Origin of the sequence: Haloferax gibbonsii ATCC 33959 (genome assembly GCF_000336775.1) — an archaeon.
Lineage (GTDB): Archaea > Halobacteriota > Halobacteria > Halobacteriales > Haloferacaceae > Haloferax > Haloferax gibbonsii.
Window position 1 is genome coordinate 52,000 of record NZ_AOLJ01000017.1, and the last position, 21,176, is coordinate 73,175.

Below are 21,176 nucleotides of genomic sequence, written 5' to 3' on the forward strand. Positions count from 1 at the left end.
TGTGGTTACCTCAGAGGTCGACCTTCGACCGGGGGTCGACGACCAGTCCGTTGTCGGTGAAGTCGAGCGACCGGATGTCGCAGTCGATGTTCGTCCCGCGCATCTTGATGACCTGAATGCCGCGCGTCATCCCCGTCGCCTCCAGATAGTTGTGGAAGAACACCACGCCGTGAGCGAGGAAGTGCTCGTCGGAGTACGACGAGGGGTCGGTCATCTCGGAGATGAGAAGCGTCGTGGCGTCGCCCTGCTTGAGCGCCGTCAGAAACCGCGTCATCTCCTCGGAGCCGTTGGCGAAAAACAGCCGGAGCAACATCGTCGAGTCGATGACGAGGCGGTCGACCTGCCGGGAGTTGACGAACGCGACGATTTTGTCGGTGAGGCTCTGGACGCTCGACGACCCCCCGGTCTGGGAGAACTGGTTGAGGATGTGTTTCCCCTTCGGGCTCACGAGGTTGATGAAGCGAAAGCCCTCGGAACTGGCGAGCGTCTCGAAGCCGAAGTCGAAACTCGACATGTCGTTTATCAGCTCGTCTTCGGTCTCGTGCATGGTGATGTACATGCACTTCTCGCCGTTACGAAGCCCCTCGGCCATGAACTGCGCCGTGAACGTCGTCTTCCCGCTCCCCGGCGGTCCGCTCAGTACGTACAGTCGGCGCGGGAGGAAGCCACCCTGGATGAGCTCGTCGAACCCGCTTACCCCACTCGGAATCCGCATGGTCGGACACTCGCCCGTCTTATTATAATCGTTCCGGGACTAGTATCGAAATTGAGACTTCGAGACGGCGCCGGCGGACGACTCGTCACTCGGGGAACAGTTCGACTTCAGATTCGATACTGTCGATGGCCGCCACGTCGGCCGCGTCGAGTTCCAGCGAGACGGCGTCGAGGTTCGCCCGGAGGTGGCGCTCGCTGGACGCTTTCGGGATGGGACACAGCCCCTTTTCGGCCAGCCACGCGAGGCTCACCGCCTCGGGCGTCGCGTCGTGTTTCTCCGCGACCGCGACGACTTCGTCCACGTCGCGGACGCGGCCCCCCGAAAGCGGCGAGTACGCGACCACGTCGTAACCGCGTTCCTCGGCGTGGTCGAGGAGTTCGGGGCGCTGAAACAGCGGGTGGTACTCCGTCTGGTGGGCGACGAGCGGCGCGTCGAGCAGGTCGAGCGCCTCGTCCAACTCGGCGACGGTGAAGTTGCTCACGCCGACGCCGCGGACGAGGCCGTCGTCGACGAGTTCGTCGAAGGCCGCAAGCGTCGCCTCGGCGTCGTAGGTGTCGACGGGGCGGTGGACGTACAGGAGGTCGACGTCGTCGACGCCGAGCCGGTCGAGGCTCTCGCGGGTCGTCCGGCGAACGTCGGCGGGCGCGAGGCTGTCCGCCCAGACCTTGGTGGCGAGCGTCACGTCCTCGCGGGGCACGTCGGCGGCCGCGAGCGCGTCGCCGACGACCGCCTCGTTGCCGTAAATCTGTGCGGTGTCGACGTGGCGATAACCAAGCTCCAGCGCCGTCGTCACGGCGGCGGCCTCGTCGGGCGTGTCGAGGCCCATCGTCCCGAGACCGATGCGGGGGAGCGACCGGGTCATCGAGACGACTCACCGCCCTCGCGGCCGCCGTCGGCCGCGGGACCAGACGCGGCGGACGCGTCGCCGACGACGGGTACGCCGTCGAGTTCGAGCAGGTCGTCGAGGCCGGCGATTTCGTGGGTCGGGTCGGGCGTCGGCGTGTGGTCGGCGCGGTGGCCCCGGCGGATGAACGCGGAGTCGACGCCCGCGGCCTCCGCGGCGGCGATGTCGCTGTCGCTGTCGCCGACGAACAGCGGCGAGTCGACGCCGAGGTCGGCCATGGCGCGTTCGAGGTAGTAGGGTTCGGGCTTCTTGCGGTGGAGGCTCGTCATCGAGGGCTCGCGGCCGTAGGCGGTGCCGAACAGGTCCGCGGCGTCGAGGTGGTCGACGACGAAGTCGATGGTGGCCTGCTGGTTGCTGGAGACGATGCCCATCGGCGCGTCGATGCGGCGGAGCGCGTCGAAGTCGTCGTAGGGGACTTTCCGGCCGTCGGCGATGGCCCGCCGTTGGGCGGCCGACTGGCGTTCGTCGCGGACGCGGAACAGCGTCTCGGGGTCGAGGTCGTAGGGCTCGGCGGCGGCGCGCACGTCCTCGGGAGAGACGTGGATGACCACCTGCTCGACGTGGTCCGGGTCGGGGTCGGTGACGCCGAGTTCGGCGAAGGCGTCCCACGTCGCGTCGCGGAGGGGCGAGAGTTCGACGAGCGTGGTCAACACGCCGTCGTGGTCGAAGATGACCGAGTCGTACATACCCGGACTCCGGCGGCGCGACGTGAATCGTTTTCGCCTCCGGCCGCGGCCGCGAGCGCGAACACGGTCCCCAATCCCGCCGCGTTGCGAGTCTTTTAGCGCCTCGAAGCCTCACGTCTGACCAATGCTGGCTGGACTCACACGCGGGGTGGCGAGATGACTCGCGACGTGTGCATCGTCGGAGCCGGGGCCGCTGGGGCTGGCGCGGCCTACGCGCTCCGCGACGCGAACGCGAACGTCACGATTCTCGAGAAGAGCCGCGGGGTGTGCGGTCGCGCCGCGACGCGCCGCCGACAGGGCTGTCGGTACGACCACGGCGCGAACTACGTGAAAGACTACGACCGCCGAACGGCGCAGCTCGTCCGCGGACTGGGCGCGGACGGGTTGGTCAACATCGACGAGCCGGTCTGGACGTTCGACGGCGACGGCGTCATCTCGGAGGGCGACCACCGGGACCAACACAAGTGGACGTGGACCGAGGGCATCACCCAACTGGCGAAGCGCCTGCTCGCGGAGACGGAGGCGACCGTCGAGCGCGAGACGCGCGTCGCCGCCATCGACCACAACCCCGACAGCGGCTACTGGTCCGTCGTCGACGAGTCGGGGACGCGCCACGGCCCGTTCGACTCGGTGCTGCTGACGCCGCCGGCCCCGCAGACGGCCGCGATTCTGACCGAGATGGGCTGGGGCGACCAGTGCATGGTCGCGCTCCGCGAGGCCATCGGGAGCGTCGAGTACCGGACGGTTCGAACCGTCGTCCTCCACTACCCCTTCGAGCGCGAGGAGCCGTGGTACGCCCTCGTCAACCCCGACAAGACCCATCCCGTCGGCTGGGTCGCCCGCGAGGAGTGCAAGGAGGGCCACGTCCCCGACGGCGAGAGCCTGCTCGTCGTCCAACCGAGCCCCGAGTGGTCCGAGGCGCACTACGACGACCCCCTCGACGACGCGGCCGACGAGGTCGCCGGGATGGTCGCCGAACTCCTCGACGACGAGCGCCTGCGCGACCCCGACTGGGTGGACGACCAGGGCTGGCGGTACGCCCTCCCCGACGGCGTCGCCGACCGCGAGATACTCCGCCGCGGGGAGCCCCACGGCCTCTACTTCGCCGGCGACTGGACGGTCGGCGAGGGCCGGGTCCACGCCGCCCTCTGGAGCGGCGTCGACGCGGGCGAGCGAATCGCCGAGCAGTAGTCGAAAAGAGCCGGCTGCGACGACCTCGCCGACGACGTCAGAGGTCGACGCGACGACCCCGACGCGGCCTCAGATGTCGACGTCTTCGCCGTACACCGACTCGCCGCGCTGGAGCCGCGCGGCGATGCCGAACGTCTGTTCTCGCTCCCGGCGCGTCGGCGAGTGCGCCGCGAGGTAGCGCGCGACGCCGACGAGGAGCGTCCGCGCCTCCTCGGGCGGCCGCGTCGCCGCCTGCCTGAACCCGGCTTCGAGCGCCTGGTAGGTGTGGAAGCCGGCGTCCTCGCGGAGCAGCGCGCCCCCGAGTTCGCGGCGGAGCCTCGCCGGGTCGCCGCCGCCGTCGAGGAACCCCGCGGTCGCCCGTCCGGCGTCGTTCACCCGCCCCTCGGCGTCGAAGGCCGCGGACAGCGTTTCGAGTGCTTCCGCCGGGTCGGCGTCGGGCGTCGGGTCGGGAAGCGGGGCCGGGGGCGTGTTCAGGAACCGGTCGAGGTAGACGTTGACGGCGGCGTCGAACGCGCCGCGGTAGAGTTCTCTCGCGCCCGTCCGCTCGGCGAGCCGGTGGACCGCGTTGGCGTAGGTGAACGTGTGGTGGACCGTGTTCCAGTCGCCGAACTCGTTGGTGGTCGAGAAGCGCGCGACCCGCGTGCCGGCGGCGAAGGCGACGACATCGGCGAGTTGGGCGGGCGTCGCGCCGCTCCGAATCGCCTCGGTCAGCGCGTCGACGACGGCGTGCGGGTCGTCGCCGAGGAGGGTGTCGAGCAGGCCGTCCGGTCGGGACCACGTCTCGCCCGCGCCGGCGTCGGCGTGGTCGTCGAGGTCGTCGAACACGTCGTCGAGCGTTCCCGCGAGGTCGATTGGGCGACGCCACTCGGCGGACTCCTCGGCCCGGTCGGCGCGGGCGAGTCCGCGAACGAGGCCCGGGAGGACCTCGTCGGCGCGGTCCCAGCCGACGTGGTCGAGCGCCTCGCAGGCCTTGTTGACGAAGTCGAGGACGTGCCCCGTGTCGAGGTATCGGTGGTCGGTGGCCGCGGCGGCGACCATGCCGGCGAGTTCGGCGTCGTCGCGGCCGGCCGCGATTGCGGTCCGGAGGACGCGCTCCGCCCCGTCGGGGTCGCGGACCTCGACGTTCTCGCGGAACCACGACCGCAGGCGGTCGAAGTCGGTGTCGGTCGCGCCGAGGGCGTCCTGTTCGAACTGCGGCGGTTCGCCGGAGGCGTCGCCCGCGACGTGGACGAGTCCCTGATAGAGCGCGCGCTTTCGGTCGTCGGGGTCGAGGTCGGGGAGGACGTTCGCCATCGCGGTCAGGATAGTGAGACCCGACCCCCAGCCGTCGCGCCGGTAGCGACAGCCGAACCGGACGCCGGTCGAAAGCGGCTCCGTCGGCTCGACGTCGGCGTCGAGGAGGCCGATGACGGACTTCGCGACGACCAGTCGGAGGTTCTGTTCGAGGCCATCTTCCAGTCGGTTCGACCAGCGGACCGCCGGCGGTTCGTCCGGGTCGGGGTTCGGGTCGACGTAAACCGTCCCGTCGCGCACCTCCACGGGGTAGGTCCGCACGTCGTCGGCCCACGGGTCGAAGGTGTCGCCGCAGGAGAGTTCGAACCGGGCGTGGTGCCAGTGACAGGTCAGCACGCCCTCGTCCACGGAGCCGCGAGCGAGCGGGAAACCCATGTGCGGGCAAGCATTGTCGACGGCTCTGACGGACCCCTCGTGGTCGAAGAGGGCGATAGAGCGTCCGTCCAGCGCGACCAGTTCGCGGCCGGACTCGCGGAGGTCCGCGAGGTCGACGGCGGGGCGAAAGCGGTCTTCGGATGCCATGTGCACACGTTCGACACGATAATTCCTAAAGATTCGCTGAAGCGAATTTACGTCGGCGACGTGATGTGTTCCCGGAAACTCCGCATCCGAGGCCCCCTCACCGCCGATTTCGAGTGAATTCGGGATTCACCGACCGATGAACCGCCGTGCCGCGAGCTAGCACGATTCGGGCGTGTCTTTTTCGTCGCCGAGGCCTAACGAGGAGTCGTGTCCGCGCTGACCGTCCGCATCGACCCCCACGTGCACTCGGAAGGCTCGTACGACGCGCACGACCCGGTGGAGCTCATCTTGGAGCAGGCCGCCGAAATCGGGTTGGACGCCGTCGTCGTCACCGACCACGACGTCATCGACGAGTCGCTCCGAGCGGCGCAACTCGCGCCGATGTACGGCCTCGTCGGCATCCCCGGCGTGGAAGTCTCGACGGCCGACGGCCACCTCCTCGCGCTCGGCGTGGAGGAGCTTCCGCCGCGGCGTCGCCCGTTGGACGAGACGGCCCGCTGGGTGCGCGAGCGCGGCGGCGTCGCCATCGTCCCGCACCCCTTCCAGCGGAGCCGACACGGCATCGGTCGCCGTCGGCTCGGCCGGTATCACGACGCCGCGGGCGGCGACGCCTTCGACGCCATCGAGACGTACAACTCGTGGCTCTTCACGGGCTACAAGAACCGCCGCGCCCGCCGGTTCGCCGCGAAGCGCCAGTACCCCGGCGTCGCCGGGAGCGACGCCCACAAGGTCGGGTACGTCGGCCGCGCCTACACGGAAATCGACATCCCCGACGTGTCGCGGGCTTCCCTCAGCGGCGACGACATCTTAGACGCCATCCGAAGCGGCTCGACCGAGGTGCAGGGCCGGCGGACGCCGATTCCGACGAGCACGCAACACTACGCCGGCGCGGCCGGCCGGAAGTCCGCGTACTACGCCAAACGCGGGGCGCTCGGGAGCGCACTCCTCGCTAAGAAGGGCGCGTTCAAGTCCGGCTACTACGCGAAACTCGGCGCGCTCAAGAGCGGGTCGCTGGCGAAGACCGGCGTCGCGCAGGCCGCGCGGATGCTCTACCGGCTGTCGCCGCTCTCGCGGTAGCGGGTAGTACCGCGGACGCCGGCGCGGACGTCGAAAAGCGAGTTTTGTTCGGTTTTGGTCTGTTCTGTCCTCAGTCGTCGGAGCCCACGAGCTCCTCGTACTGCGCGCCGGTCTGTTTCAGCTTCGCCGTCGAGTAGAGTCGCTCGTGGTCGAACGGCAGATGGTCGTCGGCCAGTTCGTCTATCTTCTCGTCGACGGCGTCGGCGTCCCGGCCGTGAATCATGGTAAAGAGGTTGTACTCCCAGCCCTGCTCGGGGCGGCGCGGGCGGTGGTAACAGAGCGTGACGTACGGGAGGCTCCCGACGGCCTCGCCGCGGGCGTCGAGTTCGTCGTCGGGGACGTTCCAGACGACCATGCAGTTGTTCCGAAAGCCCGTGACGATGTGGTTGACGACGCAGCCGATGCGCTTGATACAGCCGTCGGCGAGCAGGCGCTCGACGGCGACGAGCACGTCGTCGACCTCGGCGTCGAGGGCGTCGGCGACGTCGCGGTAGGGCGTCTTCGACAGCGGGAAGCCGCCCTGAATCTCCACGAGCAGGCGGGCTTCGAGCGACGAGAGGTCGCCGGTCGCGTCCTCGGAGATGCGGGTGGCGCTCACGTCGGTCTCGCCGAGGCTCTCGCGGGCGAAGCGGTCGTCGTTGACGATGGGGAACTCGAGGTCGATGTAGTAGTCGGTGAGCATCGGGAGGTTCAGCACCTCGCAGCCGGTCCGCTCCTCGATTTCGGCGAGGATGCGGTCGCGCGTCTCGCGGGAACCGGCGGTGACGACGAACCACATGTTCCACTCGTGGGCGCGGCGGTAGTTGTGGTTGACTTGGCGGTAGCCGTTGATGAGTTCGGCAATCTCCTCGAAGCGTTCCTCGGGGGCCGAGACGGCCGCGAGCGTCGAACTGCCGATGACGGGCGGGTTGAGCACCGGGCCGAATCGCCGGAAGATGCCGTCTTCGCGGAGCCGACGGACGCGGTCGAGGGCGTCGTCCTCGTCGATGCCTAACTCCGCGGCGACGACGCGGAACGGCCGCTGTTCGACCGGGAAGCCGCTTTGGTATTCGTCGATAAGCGCCGCATCGACCTCGTCGATGCCGTCCCGCCAATCGTCCGACAACGCGCTCATTACCCGGCGTTAGGAGTCGGGAAGCCTATCGCTTTCGGACGGCGTCGTCGCTCCCGGCCGGCGGGACCGAACGGGACGTTTTTTGACCGCTCGCCCGAACACAGGCGCATGGCAGTAGTCGACAGCGAGTTCGGGGAATGGCCGCTGAAGCGTCTGATGACGGAAGTCGTCGGCACGGGCACGAAGTCCGCCGAGGACATGAGCCGCGAGCAGGCGTCCGAGGCGATGCGCCGCATCCTCGCCGGCGAACCGGACCACACGACGCTCGGCGCGTTCTGGCTCGCCAACCGCTGGAAGCACAACAACGCGGAGGAACTCGCCGCCTACACCGACGTGATGGCTGAACACGTTGAGTACGCCGAACCCGAAGTCGACCCCGTCGACTGCGGCGCGAACTACGACGGCAAGGGCAAGACCGCCATCCTCGGCGTCGCCGCCGGCGTCGTCGCCGCCGCGGCCGGCACGCCCGTCGTCGTCCACTCCGGCGACCGCGTCCCGACCCAGAAGCAGGACGCCTACAAGCACGTCCTCGACGAACTCGGCGTCCGCACGGAGCTCGACCCCGACGAGTCCGCCGACATGGTCGACGACACCGGCTTCGGCTTCTACTACCAGCCGCGATTTAACCCCGCCATCCACGCCCTCTGGGAGCGCCGCGACAACATGGGCGTCCGGACGTTCGTCAACACCATCGAGACCATCGCCAACCCCGCGAACGCCTCGGTTCACCTCGGGTCGTTCTACCACCTCGCGTTCGCCAAGAAGATGGTCAACACCTTCGAGGCGAGCGAGCACCACGACCTCGACCGCGTGCTCATGTTCCAGGGCATGGAGGGCTACGACGACATCCGCCCCGGCTACACGAAGGTCGCCGAGTGGACCGCCGGCGACGACGGCGAGGCCATCTTCGACGACTTCGACATCGAGACCGCCGAGTACGGCATGGACTTCGAGTACGACGACCTCGGCGTCGACGAGGACGACGTGGCCGGCGACTCCGCCGAAATCACCGAAGCCGTGCTCGCCGGCGACCGCGAGGACCGCTTCGCCGACGCCGTCGCCCTCAACGCGGCGCTCCGCATCTACGCCCGCGAGGACGCCGAAACCATCGACGAGGGGCTCGACATGGCCCGCGACGCCATCGCCTCCGGCGACGCGGAAGCCGTGCTCGAAGACCTGCGCGAGTTCTGAACTCGCAGTCGCAGCCGACTCGAAGGCGTTCGCTTCAACACGCCGGCCCGACCGGTTCGCCGCCCGCGTACCGAACCGAATCCGGCCCCACGACGTAGACCGATTCTGACGACGTGTCGCCGTGTGACCGGTTCGTGCTGTACCAGTACGGGTGCGAGACGCGAACCGTCCAGCCGTCGAGGCTCCGACCGACGACCGACGCCGATTCGTCGCTGACGGTCGCCGACGTGCCGTACGTCGTGACGCACTCGCTGGCCGCCAGCTCGGTCCCGAGGCGCGTTTCTTCCGCCGCAATCGCCCGCCGCCGAGCCTCGCTATCGAGGACGAAGACGGTGCCCGCGGCGACGACGAGGAGAATCGAGAGGAGCGAGAGCGCGGCGCGGCGGTCCATACGAATCCGACCGTCGAGTGTAGATAAGTGTCTTCTGCCCTATATGTCGAGGTCGCCGTCGGCCTCGTCGAAGGGGTCGCCATCCTCGGCATCTCCCTCGTCGGCGTCCAGCGGGAGCGCGATGCCGACGAGCGTCTCGCCGGCCGTGACCGTCGCCTCGCGGGCGATGGAGTAGACGAGACCCGCGCGCTCGGCTTCGACCTCCTGGAGCACCTCGTAGGTGGTCGGGTCGTACACCCAGCCGAGGTGGTCGCCGGGGCGGACCTCGCGGGCGAGTTCGACGTCCTCGCGGGCGACGAACAGCCCCGAGGCGTCGGCTTGCACGCGGCCGAGGTGGTTGCGGTAGGTGCGGCCGTCCCACGGCTCGACCGCGCCCGAGAGGATGCCCATGTCGCGGCAGACGTTGAGGACGCCCTCGACGCCGGCGACGATGGCCGGCTCGACGAGCTGTTTGTTGTGGGCGAGTTCCGGCGTGATAGAGGGGATGCCCGCGTTCGTGGCCGCGACGCGGAGTTTGCCGTCGAAGCTCCGTTCGGTCCACTCGTCGTCGGCCTCGTCGCCCGCGGCCTCCGCGAGGAGGATGTCGACGCCGAACGCCCGCGCGAGGTCGCGAGAGGCCTCGTCGCCCCGGAGGTAGACGGTGTGGGTGAGCATGTCCGGGCTCCCGGTGTGGAGGTCGACGATGGCGTCGGCGTCGCCGATGTACTCCCAGAGCTTCGCGGCCATGCGCTGGTGGAGCGAGCCGTCGGGGTCGCCCGGCCAGACGCGGTTCATGTTGGAGTTGACGGAGTCGAGCACCTCGGGCGTGACGTAGGAGACGCGGTCGAACGTCAGCGGGTCGGCGACGGGGACGGCGACGACGCGGCCCGAGAGTTCCGCGCGTTCGAGGCGGCCGTGCAGTCGGCGGAGCACTTCGGTGCCGTTGATTTCGCGCCCGTGCTGGGCGGCCTGCACGTAGAGCGTCGGGCCGTCTGTCCCGTCGGCTGGCTCGTAGGTGTGAACCGTCGTCTGTACCGGGACGCCGGAGGGGAGGCGAGTGAGCGTCACGGTCTCCGCGGTGTGCATATCCGACGCATCGCGGTGGGGTGTCTTGTAGTTAGGGGAGCGAGAAAGGCGGGCGGTGCGGGGCGATGCCGGGCGTCAGTTCCGGTCGTCCGAGGTGTCGATGCCGAACGGCAGATACAGCGGACACGTCCGGCGAAACCCGGTCACGAGCAGGATGACGCCGACGGCCGCGACGAACACGGCCCCGAGCGCCGCGGGCACCGGTCCGAACCCGAGCGAGAACAGCCCCGCGTAGCTTCCGACGCCGCCGGCGACGAGGAGTGCGCCGAGCGCGAGGCGAACAGTTCGGTCGAGCGTGCCGACGTTTCGTACCATGCAGTAGTGCTTGTTCTCCGCAATACATTAACCCAGCGCAGATTCCCGACTGGCGGGCAATAGCGAATGACGAGGATTTTTCGGGCGTTTCAGTCGTCTGCTGGCGTTCCACCCGACGGTTCGCTCGCGTTTCGGGAGAAGTAGCTCGCGAGTAGCGGGCCGGTGATGTTGTGCCAGACACTGAACAGCGCCGGCGGGAGGGCGGCGGCGGGTGAGAAGAACGACAGGGCGAGGGCCGCGGCGAGCCCGCTGTTCTGGAGGCCGACCTCGAACGTCGTCGTTCTGACGCGGTCCTCGGACATGCCGGCGAGGCGGCCGGTGCCGTAGCCGGTGCCGAGGCCGATGGCGTTGTGGAGGACGACGGCCCCGATGGCGGCCGCGCCCGCGCCGAGGATGGTGTCGACGTTGAGGCCGACGACGGCCGCGACGATGGCGACGATGCTCAGGACCGAGACGAGCGGGAACACGTCGAGGCCGACCTCGGCGACCTCGGGTGCGTTGCGGTCGAGCGCGACGCGGAGCGCGAAGCCGAGGACGACCGGGATGAAGACGATTTGGACGATGTTGAGAAACAGGTCCATGAAGCCGACCTGGAGCTGTTCGCCGGCGAGCGCGACGACCCACGCGGGCATGACGAGCGGCGCGGCCAGCGTGGTGACGGTCGTGATGGCGACCGAGAGCGCCACGTCGCCCTTGCCGAGGTAGGCCATGACGTTCGAGGCGGTGCCGCCGGGGGCCGCGCCGACGAGGATGACGCCGACCGCGAGCTCCGGCGGGAGCGAGAGAACCACCGTGAGCGCGTAGGCGGCGGTCGGCATGATGAGCCACTGGGCGAGCGCGCCGATGGCCACGTCTCGCGGGCGCTCCGCGAGTCGGCGGAAGTCGACGGGCTGCAGGGTCAGCCCCATCCCGAGCATGATGAGCCCGAGAAGCGGCGAAATGTAGGGCGCAATCCACGTGAACAGGTCCGGCTGGATCAACGCGGCGGCCGACGCGAGGAGCACGAGGCCGACGAAGTAGGTGTTGGCGAGTTCCGACAGCCGTTCGAGGGTCGAGCGAGCGTTCATTCGGAGCGTCCTCCGTCGAATTGTGATGTCATCTCACACCACTCGGTCGCGGGGGAGAGAAACGTCTGTCGGTGTGACAGTCCGCGGTACCGACCGGAAGACGCGGGCCGGACGGAGTCGTGTCAGCGCCGCGGCCGACACCGAGGCGGCACGGTTTTCACTCGCCCGCCCGACGGGTCGAGTATGAGCGACAACCCAACGGCCACGCTCCACACGAACAAGGGCGACATCACGGTCGAACTCTTCGAGGACAAGGTCCCGAACACGGTCGAGAACTTCGTCGGCCTCGCGACGGGCGAGAAGACGTGGGTCCACCCCGAGACGGACGAGACGATGGAGGGCGAACCCCTCTACGAGGACATCCTCTTTCACCGCATCATCTCGAACTTCATGATTCAGGGCGGCGACCCGACGGGGACCGGCCGCGGCGGCCCCGGCTACACCTTCGACGACGAGTTCCACTCGGACCTCAGCCACGACGGCCCCGGCGTGCTCTCGATGGCGAACCGCGGCCCCAACACGAACGGCTCGCAGTTCTTCATCACGCTCGACGCCCAGCCCCACCTCGACGGCAAGCACGCCGTCTTCGGAAAGGTCACCGACGGCATGGACGTCGTCGAGGACATCGGCTCGGTCCCGACCGACCGCAACGACAAGCCGGTGTCCGACGTGGTCCTCGAATCGGTCGACGTCGAGCAGTAAGCGCCGCGAACACCGAGACCGAGCGCGACGGACACGCGACCGAGCGCGACGGACGCTACCCGCTCGCGTTCGCTGGGACGACGGTCCGACCGCCGTTCGAACCGTCGGCGCGGTCGAGCCACGCCGGTCGCGTCACCGTCGTCTCGCCGACCGCGTCGTACGCGAACCAGACCTCGACGCCGAGGCCGTCGCGGGTCTCGTATGTGACGCGCATCGAGCGGACGAACCCGCCTTCTTCGACGATCGCTTCGACCCGATAGTCGCGTGACCGCGGGAAGTCGGTACCGCGTCCCTGAACTCGGTACAGCGAGGTCCCGCTTTCGGCAGTCGCGTTCGTCACGCTCTCTACGCGTGCCACCCTCGTCTCGTCCGCCGAGAGGTACCACTCGAGATAGCGGGCAGCGCGCGAGGCCTGTCGCCCCGGTCCGTCGCGCACGTCAGGGTCGAGGACGCGGGCGGCGACGCCGTCCGGTTCCGCGGGGCGGCGGGCGTATCGCGTGGTCCCGTCGGCATACGCGTCCTCCGAGGCGGTCGGGCGCGGGAACGCTCTGAGTCGCCCAGCGCGCTGCACCTCGGAGACGTAGACGTGCGGGGCCTCGACGTGGACGACCTCCACCTCGCGGCCCGTCTCGTCGCCGGCGATGGACTCGCGGTATCGGAGGGTCCACCGGTACGACCGGTTCGCCGCGGCCCCTCGGTGGGCCGCCGCGAGGAGCGTCGCGTTCTCGACGCCCGCGGTGGTCACGCCGGGGGCGACCGTCCGCGGTTCGGGCGTCGGCGTCGACTCGGACGTCGTCGCGACCGGCGTCGGAACCGACGGCTGTTGCCCGCCCAGCGCGTCACCAAGCACCGGCACGCCGCCCGAACCGGCGGTCACGACGACCGCCGCGACGAGGAGCGCGGCGAAAAGAAGCGGCGCGACCGGAAGCGACGAAAACGAGGGCGGAAGCACGGACGCGAGCGGCCCGGTCCGCGCGCCGCCTGCGCCCTCGGTGTACCCTGCACCCCCGCCCCCACCGTCGGCCGGCAAGTCGGCGAGGCGGACGCCGAAGTGGTCGGCGACGAGGTCGTCGCCGCGGCCGTCGGGGAGGCCGTACCGGACGAGTTCGTAGAGGTCGTCGACCGAGAGGACGCGGGCGTCGTCGGGGGCCGCGCGTCGGGTTCGCGCGGGGTCGCCGAGCGCGACGACCACCGTCGCGCCGTCCGGAACCGTCGGCGACAGGCGAAGCCAAGACCGAGAGACGACCGCGACTCGGTCGATTCGGTCGCCGCGGCGGGCGACGACGAGACCGTCTTCGACGGCCGTCTCCCACCCGCGGGCGGTCCAGAGGTCGGCGAGAAATCGGCGGCGGTCGCTGGGACTGGCGGCGCGAATCAGGTCGCCGAAGCGCGAGCGACGGGACTGCCGCATCGTCCGATAGTAGGGCTCGATAGCGAAAGAATCACCGGGCGCACACCGAGGTTCGGGTTGGTTTCTCCCGCCGCGCGACCGACAGCGCAAAGACCACCGCGCGGCAAGGGCCGACGATGAGCGAGGAGTCCGAGCGTCCGAAGCCGAGCGACTTCGGAACCGACGAGAACGCCCCGCCGGTCGACGAAAAGCCCTACAAGATAATCTTCGAGGCGAACAAGTGCTTCGGGGCCGGCCGGTGCGCGGAGGTCGCCGACAACTGGGAGATGGACCTCGAAACCGGTCTCGCCCGCGCTAAGTCGTACTTCGTCGGTGAGGACGACCTCGACGAGAACATCGAGGCGGCGGAGGTCTGCCCGGCGAAGAAGGGCCGCGGCGTCATCCACGTCATCGACCGCCGAACAGACGAGGAGCTATCGCCGAACCCCCACGGCGACGGAACCCTCTCGGTCGACTGGTAAAGCGAAAGCACTTTTCACCCCCTCGGAGAACGGGAGAGTGCGCGGGGGTGGCTGAGCTAGGCCAAAAGCGGCGGACTTAAGATCCGCTCCCGTAGGGGTTCGCGAGTTCAAATCTCGTCCCCCGCACTTGTACCGAGGAACTACGTGACGAGTGTCAAGTGCGGCCAGAGAGATTTGAACCCGACGAGTCGCAGCGACCGAGCGGAGCGAGGACGACCGTCTCGGCTCGATTCAACTCTCGTCCAGTCGTCTCCCACACACGCCTCTCAGAACCTGCATCGCGTCCACCACTCTGGTTCCTCAGCTCCGCCGTCTACTGCCCTCACTCCTCAGCTCCCGCCGTCTACTGCTCTCGCCGACCGTCGACGAGACGTCGTGGATTCTGTCGCACGAGTAGCAAAAATCTGCGTCGGTGACGGTCCCGACGGCGCTCTCACGCCGGTAGTTCGACGCCGAGTTGCGAGAACAGCGTCGCCATGCTCGCGGCGTCTTTCACTTCGACGATGGTTCCCTCGTCGATGCGGCGGTAGCTGAACCCGTCGACCTCGACCTGCGAGCCAGTCGGCTCGATGCCGCGGAACGCCCCGAGGTGCGTGCCCCGGAGCGTCCACCAGACCATCACCGCGTCGCCCTCGGCGACCATCGCGTTGATTTCGGTCGTCGCGTCCGGGAACGCGCCGTCCCACTCGCCGTGCAGTTCCTTGATGTCTTCGCGCGCGACGAGCGCCTCGTCGGACCCGCTTCGCGTCGTTGCGATGCGGACGGCGTCGGCGTACAACTCGTCGAGCGCGTCGAGTTCGTCGCGGTTCCACGCCCGGTCGAACTCGGTCCGAATCAGGGCGCGGTTCTCCTCTGTAATCGTTCGTGTCGACATGCGTACCCACCCGGCGTCGCCGCGGCGACCGGTCCGGTCTCGCGTCAACGCCGCCGTGACGTACGACCCGCGGAGCCATAGCGTAGTGCTACCAGATAGCATCCACTGCGTGGTGGATAGCGAGCGGTCGGGCAGGCGGACGGCAGCGACCGGCGACCACGTTATGTCGGTTCCCCGCCAACGTGTAGGAATGGCTTCGACGCGTAGACACCGCTACTCGGATGGACAGGGGTTCGGCGACCCCTACGAAGGGTTCGACCTCGACCCGCCGACGTATCGGGTGAACGGGAGGCTCGTCGACCCCGCGGACGACCACGCCCTCGCCGAGCTGGTGGACGAGGCGGAAATCGACCCCGAGGCGGTCGACGCGGCGGCGCTCGTCGAGGTCGGACTGGCCTACGCCGCCATCGAGGAGTACGAACAGGCAGTCGACAGTTTCAGTCGGGCGGTCGCCTACGCCGACGAGGACTCGCCGACGGCGTGGGAGGCGTGGGTGAACAAGGGCGTCGCCCACGCGCAACTCGGCGAGTACGACGAGGCAATCGGCGCGTACCGCGAGGCGCTCCGCATCGACGACGACGGCGAACACGCCGCGGCCGCGGAGACGAACCTCGCGTACGCGCTGTGGGAACTCGGCGATTCGTCGGGGCCGCTCGACCGCGCCGAGCGCGCCGTCGAACTTGACCCGCGACTCCCGCAGGCGTGGTACAACCGCGGCTTCTTCCTCGCCGAGCGCGGCCTCCACGAGGAAGCCGTCCGCTGTTTCGACACCGCCATCTCACTCGGACTGCGCGATAGCTCGGTCCGGGGCGAGCGCGACCGGTCCCTGGCGTTCCTCGAAGCGGACCTCGTCGAAGGCGAAACCGAGGCCGAACCCGAAGCGCGGGAGGAATCGGAACCGGACCGAGCCCGTGACGTGGACCCCGGTGCCCGCGAAGCCGCCGACGCGGACGGCTCCGACGACCCGGCCGTCAGTGAGCGAGGCGAGTAGGGCCGCACCCACAAACATTTTGACAGTTCGGCTAATGACATGTAATTAGACCGTGTTACCCGGACTCCTCGTCACGCGATTCGACGCCGCGCTCTTCGGGATGGCCGTCTTCATCCTCGTCGGGGCCGTCGTCGGCGTCGTGTCCGCCCTGCCGACGCCGCTCGCCGCGGGCGGTGGCGCAACCGGAGCCGCCGCCCTCGCGTTCGGCGTCACCGTGAGCGAACTGTAGCCGATTCTCGGAACTCGTAATTCCGAGAGAGTCGAGGACTCCGCTTTCCCCACCAATATCATTCCTGATATCTAGCGGGACAACGCTTTACGTCGCTCTCTTGCTACCAAGTGGCATGAAGCTCGCCACGCTGGTTCCGGCGGTGCTCAGGCGGAGCTACCTCCGGAAGTTTCTGTTCGTTATTCTCCTCGTGGCCGCGGTGATGGGCGGCTTCGGCCTGTACGTCTCGGACGCGGTCGGAACCGAGGTCAGAGCCGACACCCACAGCGACCTCGAGATGGTCGCCACGTTGGAGGCCGAGGGGCTGTCGAGTTGGATGGACGGCTACGCCCGGACCACCCGGATGCTCTCGGAGTACGAGACCGTCCAGACGGGCGGCCCCGACACCATCGACGAGACGCTCGAACGCGAGAAGGACACGCTCCCCGACGAGGTGATGGCCATCCACTACGTGAAGCCGTCGAACCGCGACATCGTCCGCAGCACCAACGGCGTAATAGAGGCCAAGGAGGTGTCGGACCTCGGCCTGTCGTGGACGACCGGGTCGCTGACGATGTACGACCCCGACGCGGTCGCCGTCTCCGAGGTCTACCGCTACGCCGGGAGCGAGCGCCTCGCCTTCCTCAGTCCCGTGGAGGGTCGAGACGGAGCGGTGATGGTCGTCGTCGACGCGACGAAACACGCCGAACTGCTGAGCGAACCGGTCGAGGGGTCGCAGACTCGCGTGGTGACTGAAGGAGGTGTCATCGCCTTCGACAAGTACGGCAAGAACGTCCTCACGACGTACCGTGCGGGCGCGGCGACGCCGGCGCTCGACGCCGCACTCGGCGGCGAGACCGGCGTCATCGAGCGCGAGGGCGACGGCGACGCGGGCGACGAAGTCGTCGCCTACGCGCCCGTCTCGGGAACGAACTGGGCGGTTCTCGTGGAAGCGCCGCAGCGCAACGCCTACGCGGTCGCGCAGGTCGTCGAGCGCGACGTCGCCGTCCTCATCGGCGTGGGCCTCGCCGGCCTCGCGCTGGTCGGCGTCGTCATCGGTCGCAACACGGTGCTGTCGCTCCGGCGACTGCGAACCAAGGCGGCGGCGCTCGCCGGCGGCGACCTCGACGTTGACCTCGAAACCCGCAGAGTCGACGAGTTCGGGGCGCTGACGAACGCGTTCGCCGGGATGCGCGACGGTCTGCGCGAGCGCATCGAAGCCGCCGAAGACGCCCGACGCGACCTCGCCAGCGCCGCCGACGACTACCGCGAGACGATGGACGCCGCGGCGACGGGCGACCTGACGGTGCGCACGTCGGTCGAACCGGACGACGAGGCGATGGCGGCCGTCGGCGACGGCATCGACGCGATGCTCGCCGACCTCGAATCGACCATCGGACAGGTCGCGTCGTTCGCGGCGACGGTCGACGCGGCGGGCGAGCGCGTCACCGCCGGCACCGAGGAGGTCAGCGCCGCCTCCGAACGAGTCGAGCTGGCGACCGCCGACATCTCCGAGGGCGCGGCCGAGCAGGCGTCGCTCCTCACGGAGGTCTCCTCGGAGATGCAGGACCTCTCGGCGACGGTCGAGGAGGTCGCCGCCTCCGCCGACGAACTCGCGGACCTCGCGGGTGACGCCGCGGACCGCGGCGAGGCGGGCCGGGACGCGAGCGCCGCCGTCCACGACGAGATGGCGAACATCGACGCACGCGTCGCGGCCGCGGCCGAGGGCGTCGAAGCCCTCCGCGACGAGGTGGCCGACATCGGCGAGGTGGTCGACCTCATCGAGGACATCGCCGACCAGACGAACCTGCTCGCGCTCAACGCCTCCATCGAGGCCGCCCGCGCCGGCGAGGCGGGCGCGGGCTTCGCCGTCGTCGCGGACAGCGTGAAGGCACTCGCCGGCGAGACCGCCGACGCGACGACCGAAATCGCGTCGTCAATCGAGTCCGTCGAGGAGACCGCCGACGAGACGGTCGATGCGGTCACGGCCGCCCGAGAGCGCGTCTCGCGGGGCTCCGAGACGGTCGAAACCGGCGTCACCGCCATCGACGAGGCGGTCGACCGACTGGAGGAAGTCGACCACGGCGTCGCCGCCATCGACGAGGCGACCGCCTCGCAGGCGTCGGCCGCGCAGTCGGTCGCGCGCCTCGCGGACGAGGCGGCCGAAATCGCCGACGAGACGCGGACCGAGGCGGCCGACGTGGCCGGCGCGGCCCACGAACAGAACGACGCGATGGTCACCGTCGCCGGGAAGATGCAGGAGCTTTCGTCGACGACCGACGAACTGCGGGCGCTCGCGGACCGGTTCGAAGTACGCGAAAAAGCGGAGCGAGACGGCGACGTCGACGACGTAGAATCCGGAGTCGAGGGCGATGCGACCGCGGCGGCGGACGAGACGAGGTCCGAGCCGATTTCGGCACCGACGACGACCGACCGCGCGACCGACGGCTCGGGCGGAGCCGAGTCGAGAGAACTCGAATCTACCCGCGACGGACCGGACGAGAACTGACGCGGCCGCGTCGCTGGCGGGTCTTTACTGGGACGGATATCACTCGCTTCGGTTGTTCGATTCGAGCGCGCGAACGCGAGCCGTCGGCTCTTCGATGTGAGTTTCGTGAGAAAGGGATAGGCAGCCGCACGGGAGCGGCCCGCGCGGCAAATGCCGCCCTAGATTGGTCCCCGCTGACGCTTCGGCCCTCCAAAGCGAAGCGTCACCTGAATGGAGTGCGGCGAGATACTTAAACGTGCCGCCATTCGCCAAATCCGGCGCTGGCGGGCGATTCGAGGGCGCTCGCGACGCAACGGGCTTTTCTCCCGTCGGGACCTTCGTCCGGGCATGAGCGAAGACGACATCCCCGGTCGGGTCCGCCGCGCGTTCGGCGACCACGGGTCGTTCGAGCGGGTCGACGACCGCACCTTCGAGTCCGTGACGACGCCGTTCGACGGCACCGTCAGCGTCGCGGCACAGGAGAGCGGCCACGTCGAGTTCGGCGTGGAGGTCCGCGTGCCGATGCTCTCGGCGGTCGCCGACGACGTGGCACCCGTCGTCGAAGACGGCTGGTACGACACCTTCGAACTCCGCCTCGAAGACGTGAACGGCGTCGTCGCCGGCGACCACGACCTCGACCCCGACGTGACGCGGGCGGGCGACGAGGCGGTCGTCCGGGCGAGTTTCGCCGACGTCAACGAGCGCCGCGGCGTCGACGACGCCGGCGCGGTCATCGACTACGTCGAGGGCACGTTCGTCGAGGGCATCATCCCCGGCTACGACTACGGGGAACCGGTGACGAGCCTCATCCAGAACGCGCGAGACGCCGCCGGCGCGGGCTTCTGAGGAACGAGTCGTTCGAGGGCGCGCGGAGTACGCGCCGACTCAGTCCATCGCGATGTACGTCTGGGTGTCCTCGATGCCCGGAACCGACTGGATGCCGCCGGCGATGTCCTTCACGTCGGCGGGGGTGTCCACCTCGACTTTCACGATGAAGTCCACGTCGCCGGCGACGATGTGGGCGCTGACGATGCCGTCCGAGACGGCCAACAGCTCCTGTTTCAGCTGGTCGATACCGTCGGAGACGGGCGCGGCCTTGACCATGATGTACGCGTAGACCATCGTCACGCACCTCCCGCCGCGGTGACGACCTCGTCGCCGACGAGCAGTTGTCGCACGTCGTTGAGCACGTCGAAGTCCGCGAGGACGGCCACGCGGTCACCCGTCTCCAGCGAGTCGTCGGAAAGCGGGATGCCCATCGGGCCGTCTTTCTTCCCGAACGCGAGGACGCGGGCGTTCGCCGGAAGCGCAACCTCCTCGATACTGTAGCCGTTCATCGGCGACTCCTCCGTCACCGTCACGAGGATGACCTGCAGGTGTTGGGCGATGTCCGCGATGGCGCGGATGGACCCGCCGAGGAGCGCGTTCTTCGCGCCGATAGCGCCGAGGCGCTCGGGGTAGACGATTTCGTCCACTTCCTTCGCGTACTTCTGGTACACCTCCTCGCGGTAGTCCTCGTCGACCCGGAGCACCGTCCGACAGCCGAAGTGCTTGCCGATCATGCACGCCGCGAAGTTCACGTTGAGGTCGGCGGTGAGCGCGCCGAGGGCGTCGGCCGCCTCGATACCGGCGTCGACGAGCACCTCCTCGCGGGAGCCGTCGCCTTCGACCACCTCGAAGTCCGCTTCGCGGGCCCGCTTGACCCGGTCGCGGTCCAACTCCACCAGGACGATGTCGTGACCCTCCTCGCGGAGGACGCGAGCGGTGCGCAGCCCAACCCGTCCAGCACCAATGATAACGAACCGCATGATAAGACGGTATGTCGGCGGAGGCAAATAACCTTCCCCCGATTCGACCGAAGGGGCCGCGCTCGGTCGAAGCAAGGCTTTTGACGACCGTGGTAGAATATCTCACGCATGGTTCACGCGTTCATCATGGTGAAGACCGGAGCCGGCGAGTCGGAACAGCTTCTCGGTCCCATCCGCGACTTCGAGACGGTGACGGAGGCGCACATCGTCGCGGGCGCGTACGACATCATCGCCGAGGTCGACACCGACGCGGTCTACGAGGTGCTGAAGACGGCGTCGAGCCGCGTCCAGAGCTTAGAGGGCGTCGCCGACACGAAGACGTACATCTCGCTGGACGACTGAGGGACCGCGCGCTCAGCGCTCGATGTCGAACGGTCCGTTGCGCTCGACGAACGCGACGTGTTCCTCGCGCTGGCGGGCGAGCTCCGGCGGCAGTTCCTCGTAGACGTTGTCGAACAGCTCGTCGGTCCCCGGTTCGGGCGTCGCCTCGGCGCGCTCGACGGCCCCGCGCAGTTCCTCGTCGGCGTCGTCGCGCATGGCGTCGAGCGCCGCGTCGTCGACGAGGCCCTGCTCGCGGCAGAACGACTCGAAGCGGTCGAGGGGGTCGCGCGTCCGCCACTCGGGGAGTTCCGGGTCGTCGTCGCGGTAGCGCGAGGGGTCGTCGGCGGTCGTGTGCGGTCCCTGTCGGTAGGTGAGGCTCTC

At 69.0% G+C, this 21,176-nt stretch carries 24 protein-coding genes and 1 tRNA gene; 11 read left to right on the top strand and 14 right to left on the bottom strand.

Going from position 1 to position 21,176, the window contains the following annotated elements:
- Nucleotides 1-10: 10 nt before the first annotated feature.
- The 3 genes from C454_RS11065 to C454_RS11075 form a co-directional block, all read right to left on the bottom strand.
- Nucleotides 11-715 (bottom strand): RAD55 family ATPase, encoded by a 705-nt coding sequence (locus tag C454_RS11065; RefSeq protein ID WP_004975581.1) that lies wholly within the window; start codon nt 713-715, stop codon nt 11-13.
- An 85-nt stretch (nt 716-800) separates the two neighbouring features.
- Complete coding sequence (locus C454_RS11070) at nt 801-1,577, bottom strand: aldo/keto reductase (RefSeq protein WP_004975582.1); 777 nt, start codon at nt 1,575-1,577, stop codon at nt 801-803.
- The gene (locus tag C454_RS11075; RefSeq protein ID WP_004975583.1) at nt 1,574-2,305 is read right to left on the bottom strand and encodes an HAD family hydrolase; all 732 of its coding nucleotides are present in this window, start codon (nt 2,303-2,305) and stop codon (nt 1,574-1,576) included. Before C454_RS11075 ends, C454_RS11070 begins: the two co-directional genes overlap by 4 nt.
- A 156-nt stretch (nt 2,306-2,461) precedes the next feature.
- Between C454_RS11075 and C454_RS11080 the strand changes: the two genes are divergently transcribed.
- Nucleotides 2,462-3,496 (top strand): NAD(P)/FAD-dependent oxidoreductase, encoded by a 1,035-nt coding sequence (locus C454_RS11080; RefSeq protein WP_004975584.1) that lies wholly within the window; start codon nt 2,462-2,464, stop codon nt 3,494-3,496.
- A 69-nt stretch (nt 3,497-3,565) separates the two neighbouring features.
- Here C454_RS11080 and C454_RS11085 read toward each other — a convergent pair whose 3' ends face one another.
- On the bottom strand, nt 3,566-5,311 hold the full coding sequence (locus tag C454_RS11085; protein WP_004975585.1) for a Rieske (2Fe-2S) protein: 1,746 nt from the start codon (nt 5,309-5,311) through the stop codon (nt 3,566-3,568).
- 207 nt (nt 5,312-5,518) lie between these two features.
- Between C454_RS11085 and C454_RS11090 the strand changes: the two genes are divergently transcribed.
- Nucleotides 5,519-6,388 (top strand): CehA/McbA family metallohydrolase, encoded by an 870-nt coding sequence (locus C454_RS11090; RefSeq protein ID WP_004975586.1) that lies wholly within the window; start codon nt 5,519-5,521, stop codon nt 6,386-6,388.
- A 70-nt stretch (nt 6,389-6,458) separates the two neighbouring features.
- Here C454_RS11090 and ahbB read toward each other — a convergent pair whose 3' ends face one another.
- On the bottom strand, nt 6,459-7,502 hold the full coding sequence (gene ahbB / locus C454_RS11095; protein ID WP_004975587.1) for a siroheme decarboxylase subunit beta: 1,044 nt from the start codon (nt 7,500-7,502) through the stop codon (nt 6,459-6,461).
- Between the two features lie 108 nt (nt 7,503-7,610).
- Between ahbB and C454_RS11100 the strand changes: the two genes are divergently transcribed.
- Nucleotides 7,611-8,693, top strand: coding sequence for an anthranilate phosphoribosyltransferase (locus C454_RS11100; protein ID WP_004975588.1), 1,083 nt, complete (start codon nt 7,611-7,613; stop codon nt 8,691-8,693).
- A gap of 34 nt (nt 8,694-8,727) precedes the next feature.
- Here C454_RS11100 and C454_RS11105 read toward each other — a convergent pair whose 3' ends face one another.
- From C454_RS11105 to C454_RS11120, 4 genes are all read right to left on the bottom strand, one after another.
- Nucleotides 8,728-9,084, bottom strand: a complete 357-nt coding sequence (locus tag C454_RS11105; RefSeq protein WP_004975589.1) for a hypothetical protein — start codon at nt 9,082-9,084, stop codon at nt 8,728-8,730.
- Nucleotides 9,085-9,123: 39 nt separating this feature from the next.
- On the bottom strand, nt 9,124-10,149 hold the full coding sequence (locus C454_RS11110) for a succinylglutamate desuccinylase/aspartoacylase family protein (protein WP_004975591.1): 1,026 nt from the start codon (nt 10,147-10,149) through the stop codon (nt 9,124-9,126).
- Between the two features lie 75 nt (nt 10,150-10,224).
- Nucleotides 10,225-10,464 carry a YgaP family membrane protein gene (locus C454_RS11115; protein WP_004975593.1) on the bottom strand — a complete coding sequence of 80 codons (240 nt, stop codon included), beginning with the start codon at nt 10,462-10,464 and terminating at the stop codon, nt 10,225-10,227.
- A gap of 89 nt (nt 10,465-10,553) precedes the next feature.
- A complete protein-coding gene (locus C454_RS11120) occupies nt 10,554-11,531 on the bottom strand; it encodes a bile acid:sodium symporter family protein (RefSeq protein WP_004975594.1) in 978 nt (325 codons plus the stop codon).
- 183 nt (nt 11,532-11,714) lie between these two features.
- Here C454_RS11120 and C454_RS11125 point away from each other — a divergent pair, with 183 nt between their 5' ends.
- Nucleotides 11,715-12,233 (top strand): peptidylprolyl isomerase, encoded by a 519-nt coding sequence (locus C454_RS11125; RefSeq protein ID WP_004975597.1) that lies wholly within the window; start codon nt 11,715-11,717, stop codon nt 12,231-12,233.
- A gap of 55 nt (nt 12,234-12,288) precedes the next feature.
- On the opposite strand, the gene C454_RS11130 is transcribed toward C454_RS11125, so the two are convergent.
- A complete protein-coding gene (locus C454_RS11130) occupies nt 12,289-13,644 on the bottom strand; it encodes a hypothetical protein (protein ID WP_004975599.1) in 1,356 nt (451 codons plus the stop codon).
- Between the two features lie 116 nt (nt 13,645-13,760).
- Between C454_RS11130 and C454_RS11135 the strand changes: the two genes are divergently transcribed.
- Both C454_RS11135 and C454_RS11140 read left to right on the top strand, forming a co-directional pair.
- A complete protein-coding gene (locus C454_RS11135; protein WP_004975600.1) occupies nt 13,761-14,105 on the top strand; it encodes a ferredoxin in 345 nt (114 codons plus the stop codon).
- 41 nt (nt 14,106-14,146) lie between these two features.
- Nucleotides 14,147-14,231, top strand: a tRNA-Leu gene (locus tag C454_RS11140).
- A gap of 307 nt (nt 14,232-14,538) precedes the next feature.
- Here the strand turns inward: C454_RS11140 and C454_RS11145 are convergent.
- Nucleotides 14,539-14,979 (bottom strand): ester cyclase, encoded by a 441-nt coding sequence (locus tag C454_RS11145; RefSeq protein WP_004975601.1) that lies wholly within the window; start codon nt 14,977-14,979, stop codon nt 14,539-14,541.
- Nucleotides 14,980-15,169: 190 nt separating this feature from the next.
- On the opposite strand from C454_RS11145, the gene C454_RS11150 reads away from it, so the two are divergent.
- The 4 genes from C454_RS11150 to C454_RS11160 all read left to right on the top strand — a co-directional run bounded on the left by C454_RS11150 (nt 15,170) and on the right by C454_RS11160 (nt 19,512).
- On the top strand, nt 15,170-15,970 hold the full coding sequence (locus C454_RS11150; protein ID WP_004975602.1) for a tetratricopeptide repeat protein: 801 nt from the start codon (nt 15,170-15,172) through the stop codon (nt 15,968-15,970).
- 52 nt (nt 15,971-16,022) lie between these two features.
- Complete coding sequence (locus tag C454_RS20740; protein WP_004975603.1) at nt 16,023-16,199, top strand: hypothetical protein; 177 nt, start codon at nt 16,023-16,025, stop codon at nt 16,197-16,199.
- 115 nt (nt 16,200-16,314) lie between these two features.
- Nucleotides 16,315-18,687: a methyl-accepting chemotaxis protein gene (locus tag C454_RS11155; RefSeq protein WP_004975604.1), complete on the top strand. Its 2,373-nt coding sequence runs from the start codon at nt 16,315-16,317 to the stop codon at nt 18,685-18,687.
- Nucleotides 18,688-19,014: 327 nt separating this feature from the next.
- Nucleotides 19,015-19,512, top strand: a complete 498-nt coding sequence (locus C454_RS11160; RefSeq protein ID WP_004975605.1) for a DUF5813 family protein — start codon at nt 19,015-19,017, stop codon at nt 19,510-19,512.
- Nucleotides 19,513-19,551: 39 nt separating this feature from the next.
- Here the strand turns inward: C454_RS11160 and C454_RS11165 are convergent, their stop codons facing one another.
- Both C454_RS11165 and C454_RS11170 read right to left on the bottom strand, forming a co-directional pair.
- Nucleotides 19,552-19,788 (bottom strand): Lrp/AsnC ligand binding domain-containing protein, encoded by a 237-nt coding sequence (locus tag C454_RS11165; protein ID WP_004975606.1) that lies wholly within the window; start codon nt 19,786-19,788, stop codon nt 19,552-19,554.
- Nucleotides 19,789-19,790: 2 nt separating this feature from the next.
- Complete coding sequence (locus C454_RS11170) at nt 19,791-20,474, bottom strand: potassium channel family protein (RefSeq protein WP_004975608.1); 684 nt, start codon at nt 20,472-20,474, stop codon at nt 19,791-19,793.
- A 108-nt stretch (nt 20,475-20,582) separates the two neighbouring features.
- Between C454_RS11170 and C454_RS11175 the strand changes: the two genes are divergently transcribed.
- Nucleotides 20,583-20,816: an Lrp/AsnC ligand binding domain-containing protein gene (locus tag C454_RS11175; RefSeq protein ID WP_004975609.1), complete on the top strand. Its 234-nt coding sequence runs from the start codon at nt 20,583-20,585 to the stop codon at nt 20,814-20,816.
- Nucleotides 20,817-20,828: 12 nt separating this feature from the next.
- Here the strand turns inward: C454_RS11175 and C454_RS11180 are convergent.
- Nucleotides 20,829-21,176: thiamine pyrophosphate-dependent enzyme (locus tag C454_RS11180; RefSeq protein ID WP_004975610.1), on the bottom strand; the 348-nt coding region annotated here is incomplete at its 5' end.

What these genes read in the sequence shown, in the direction of transcription:
- C454_RS11145 (WP_004975601.1), bottom strand. Translation starts at nt 14,979, where the DNA reads ATGTCGACACGAACGATTACAGAGGAGAACCGCGCCCTGATTCGGACC.
- C454_RS11115 (WP_004975593.1), bottom strand. Translation starts at nt 10,464, where the DNA reads ATGGTACGAAACGTCGGCACGCTCGACCGAACTGTTCGCCTCGCGCTC.
- C454_RS11100 (WP_004975588.1), top strand. Translation starts at nt 7,611, where the DNA reads ATGGCAGTAGTCGACAGCGAGTTCGGGGAATGGCCGCTGAAGCGTCTG.
- C454_RS11105 (WP_004975589.1), bottom strand. Translation starts at nt 9,084, where the DNA reads ATGGACCGCCGCGCCGCGCTCTCGCTCCTCTCGATTCTCCTCGTCGTC.
- C454_RS11130 (WP_004975599.1), bottom strand. Translation starts at nt 13,644, where the DNA reads ATGCGGCAGTCCCGTCGCTCGCGCTTCGGCGACCTGATTCGCGCCGCC.
- C454_RS11165 (WP_004975606.1), bottom strand. Translation starts at nt 19,788, where the DNA reads ATGGTCTACGCGTACATCATGGTCAAGGCCGCGCCCGTCTCCGACGGT.
- C454_RS11065 (WP_004975581.1), bottom strand. Translation starts at nt 715, where the DNA reads ATGCGGATTCCGAGTGGGGTAAGCGGGTTCGACGAGCTCATCCAGGGT.
- C454_RS11085 (WP_004975585.1), bottom strand. Translation starts at nt 5,311, where the DNA reads ATGGCATCCGAAGACCGCTTTCGCCCCGCCGTCGACCTCGCGGACCTC.
- C454_RS11125 (WP_004975597.1), top strand. Translation starts at nt 11,715, where the DNA reads ATGAGCGACAACCCAACGGCCACGCTCCACACGAACAAGGGCGACATC.
- C454_RS11070 (WP_004975582.1), bottom strand. Translation starts at nt 1,577, where the DNA reads ATGACCCGGTCGCTCCCCCGCATCGGTCTCGGGACGATGGGCCTCGAC.
- C454_RS11155 (WP_004975604.1), top strand. Translation starts at nt 16,315, where the DNA reads ATGAAGCTCGCCACGCTGGTTCCGGCGGTGCTCAGGCGGAGCTACCTC.
- C454_RS11170 (WP_004975608.1), bottom strand. Translation starts at nt 20,474, where the DNA reads ATGCGGTTCGTTATCATTGGTGCTGGACGGGTTGGGCTGCGCACCGCT.
- ahbB (WP_004975587.1), bottom strand. Translation starts at nt 7,502, where the DNA reads ATGAGCGCGTTGTCGGACGATTGGCGGGACGGCATCGACGAGGTCGAT.
- C454_RS11160 (WP_004975605.1), top strand. Translation starts at nt 19,015, where the DNA reads ATGAGCGAAGACGACATCCCCGGTCGGGTCCGCCGCGCGTTCGGCGAC.
- C454_RS11110 (WP_004975591.1), bottom strand. Translation starts at nt 10,149, where the DNA reads ATGCACACCGCGGAGACCGTGACGCTCACTCGCCTCCCCTCCGGCGTC.
- C454_RS11080 (WP_004975584.1), top strand. Translation starts at nt 2,462, where the DNA reads ATGACTCGCGACGTGTGCATCGTCGGAGCCGGGGCCGCTGGGGCTGGC.
- C454_RS11135 (WP_004975600.1), top strand. Translation starts at nt 13,761, where the DNA reads ATGAGCGAGGAGTCCGAGCGTCCGAAGCCGAGCGACTTCGGAACCGAC.
- C454_RS11175 (WP_004975609.1), top strand. Translation starts at nt 20,583, where the DNA reads ATGGTTCACGCGTTCATCATGGTGAAGACCGGAGCCGGCGAGTCGGAA.
- C454_RS11075 (WP_004975583.1), bottom strand. Translation starts at nt 2,305, where the DNA reads ATGTACGACTCGGTCATCTTCGACCACGACGGCGTGTTGACCACGCTC.
- C454_RS11150 (WP_004975602.1), top strand. Translation starts at nt 15,170, where the DNA reads ATGGCTTCGACGCGTAGACACCGCTACTCGGATGGACAGGGGTTCGGC.
- C454_RS11120 (WP_004975594.1), bottom strand. Translation starts at nt 11,531, where the DNA reads ATGAACGCTCGCTCGACCCTCGAACGGCTGTCGGAACTCGCCAACACC.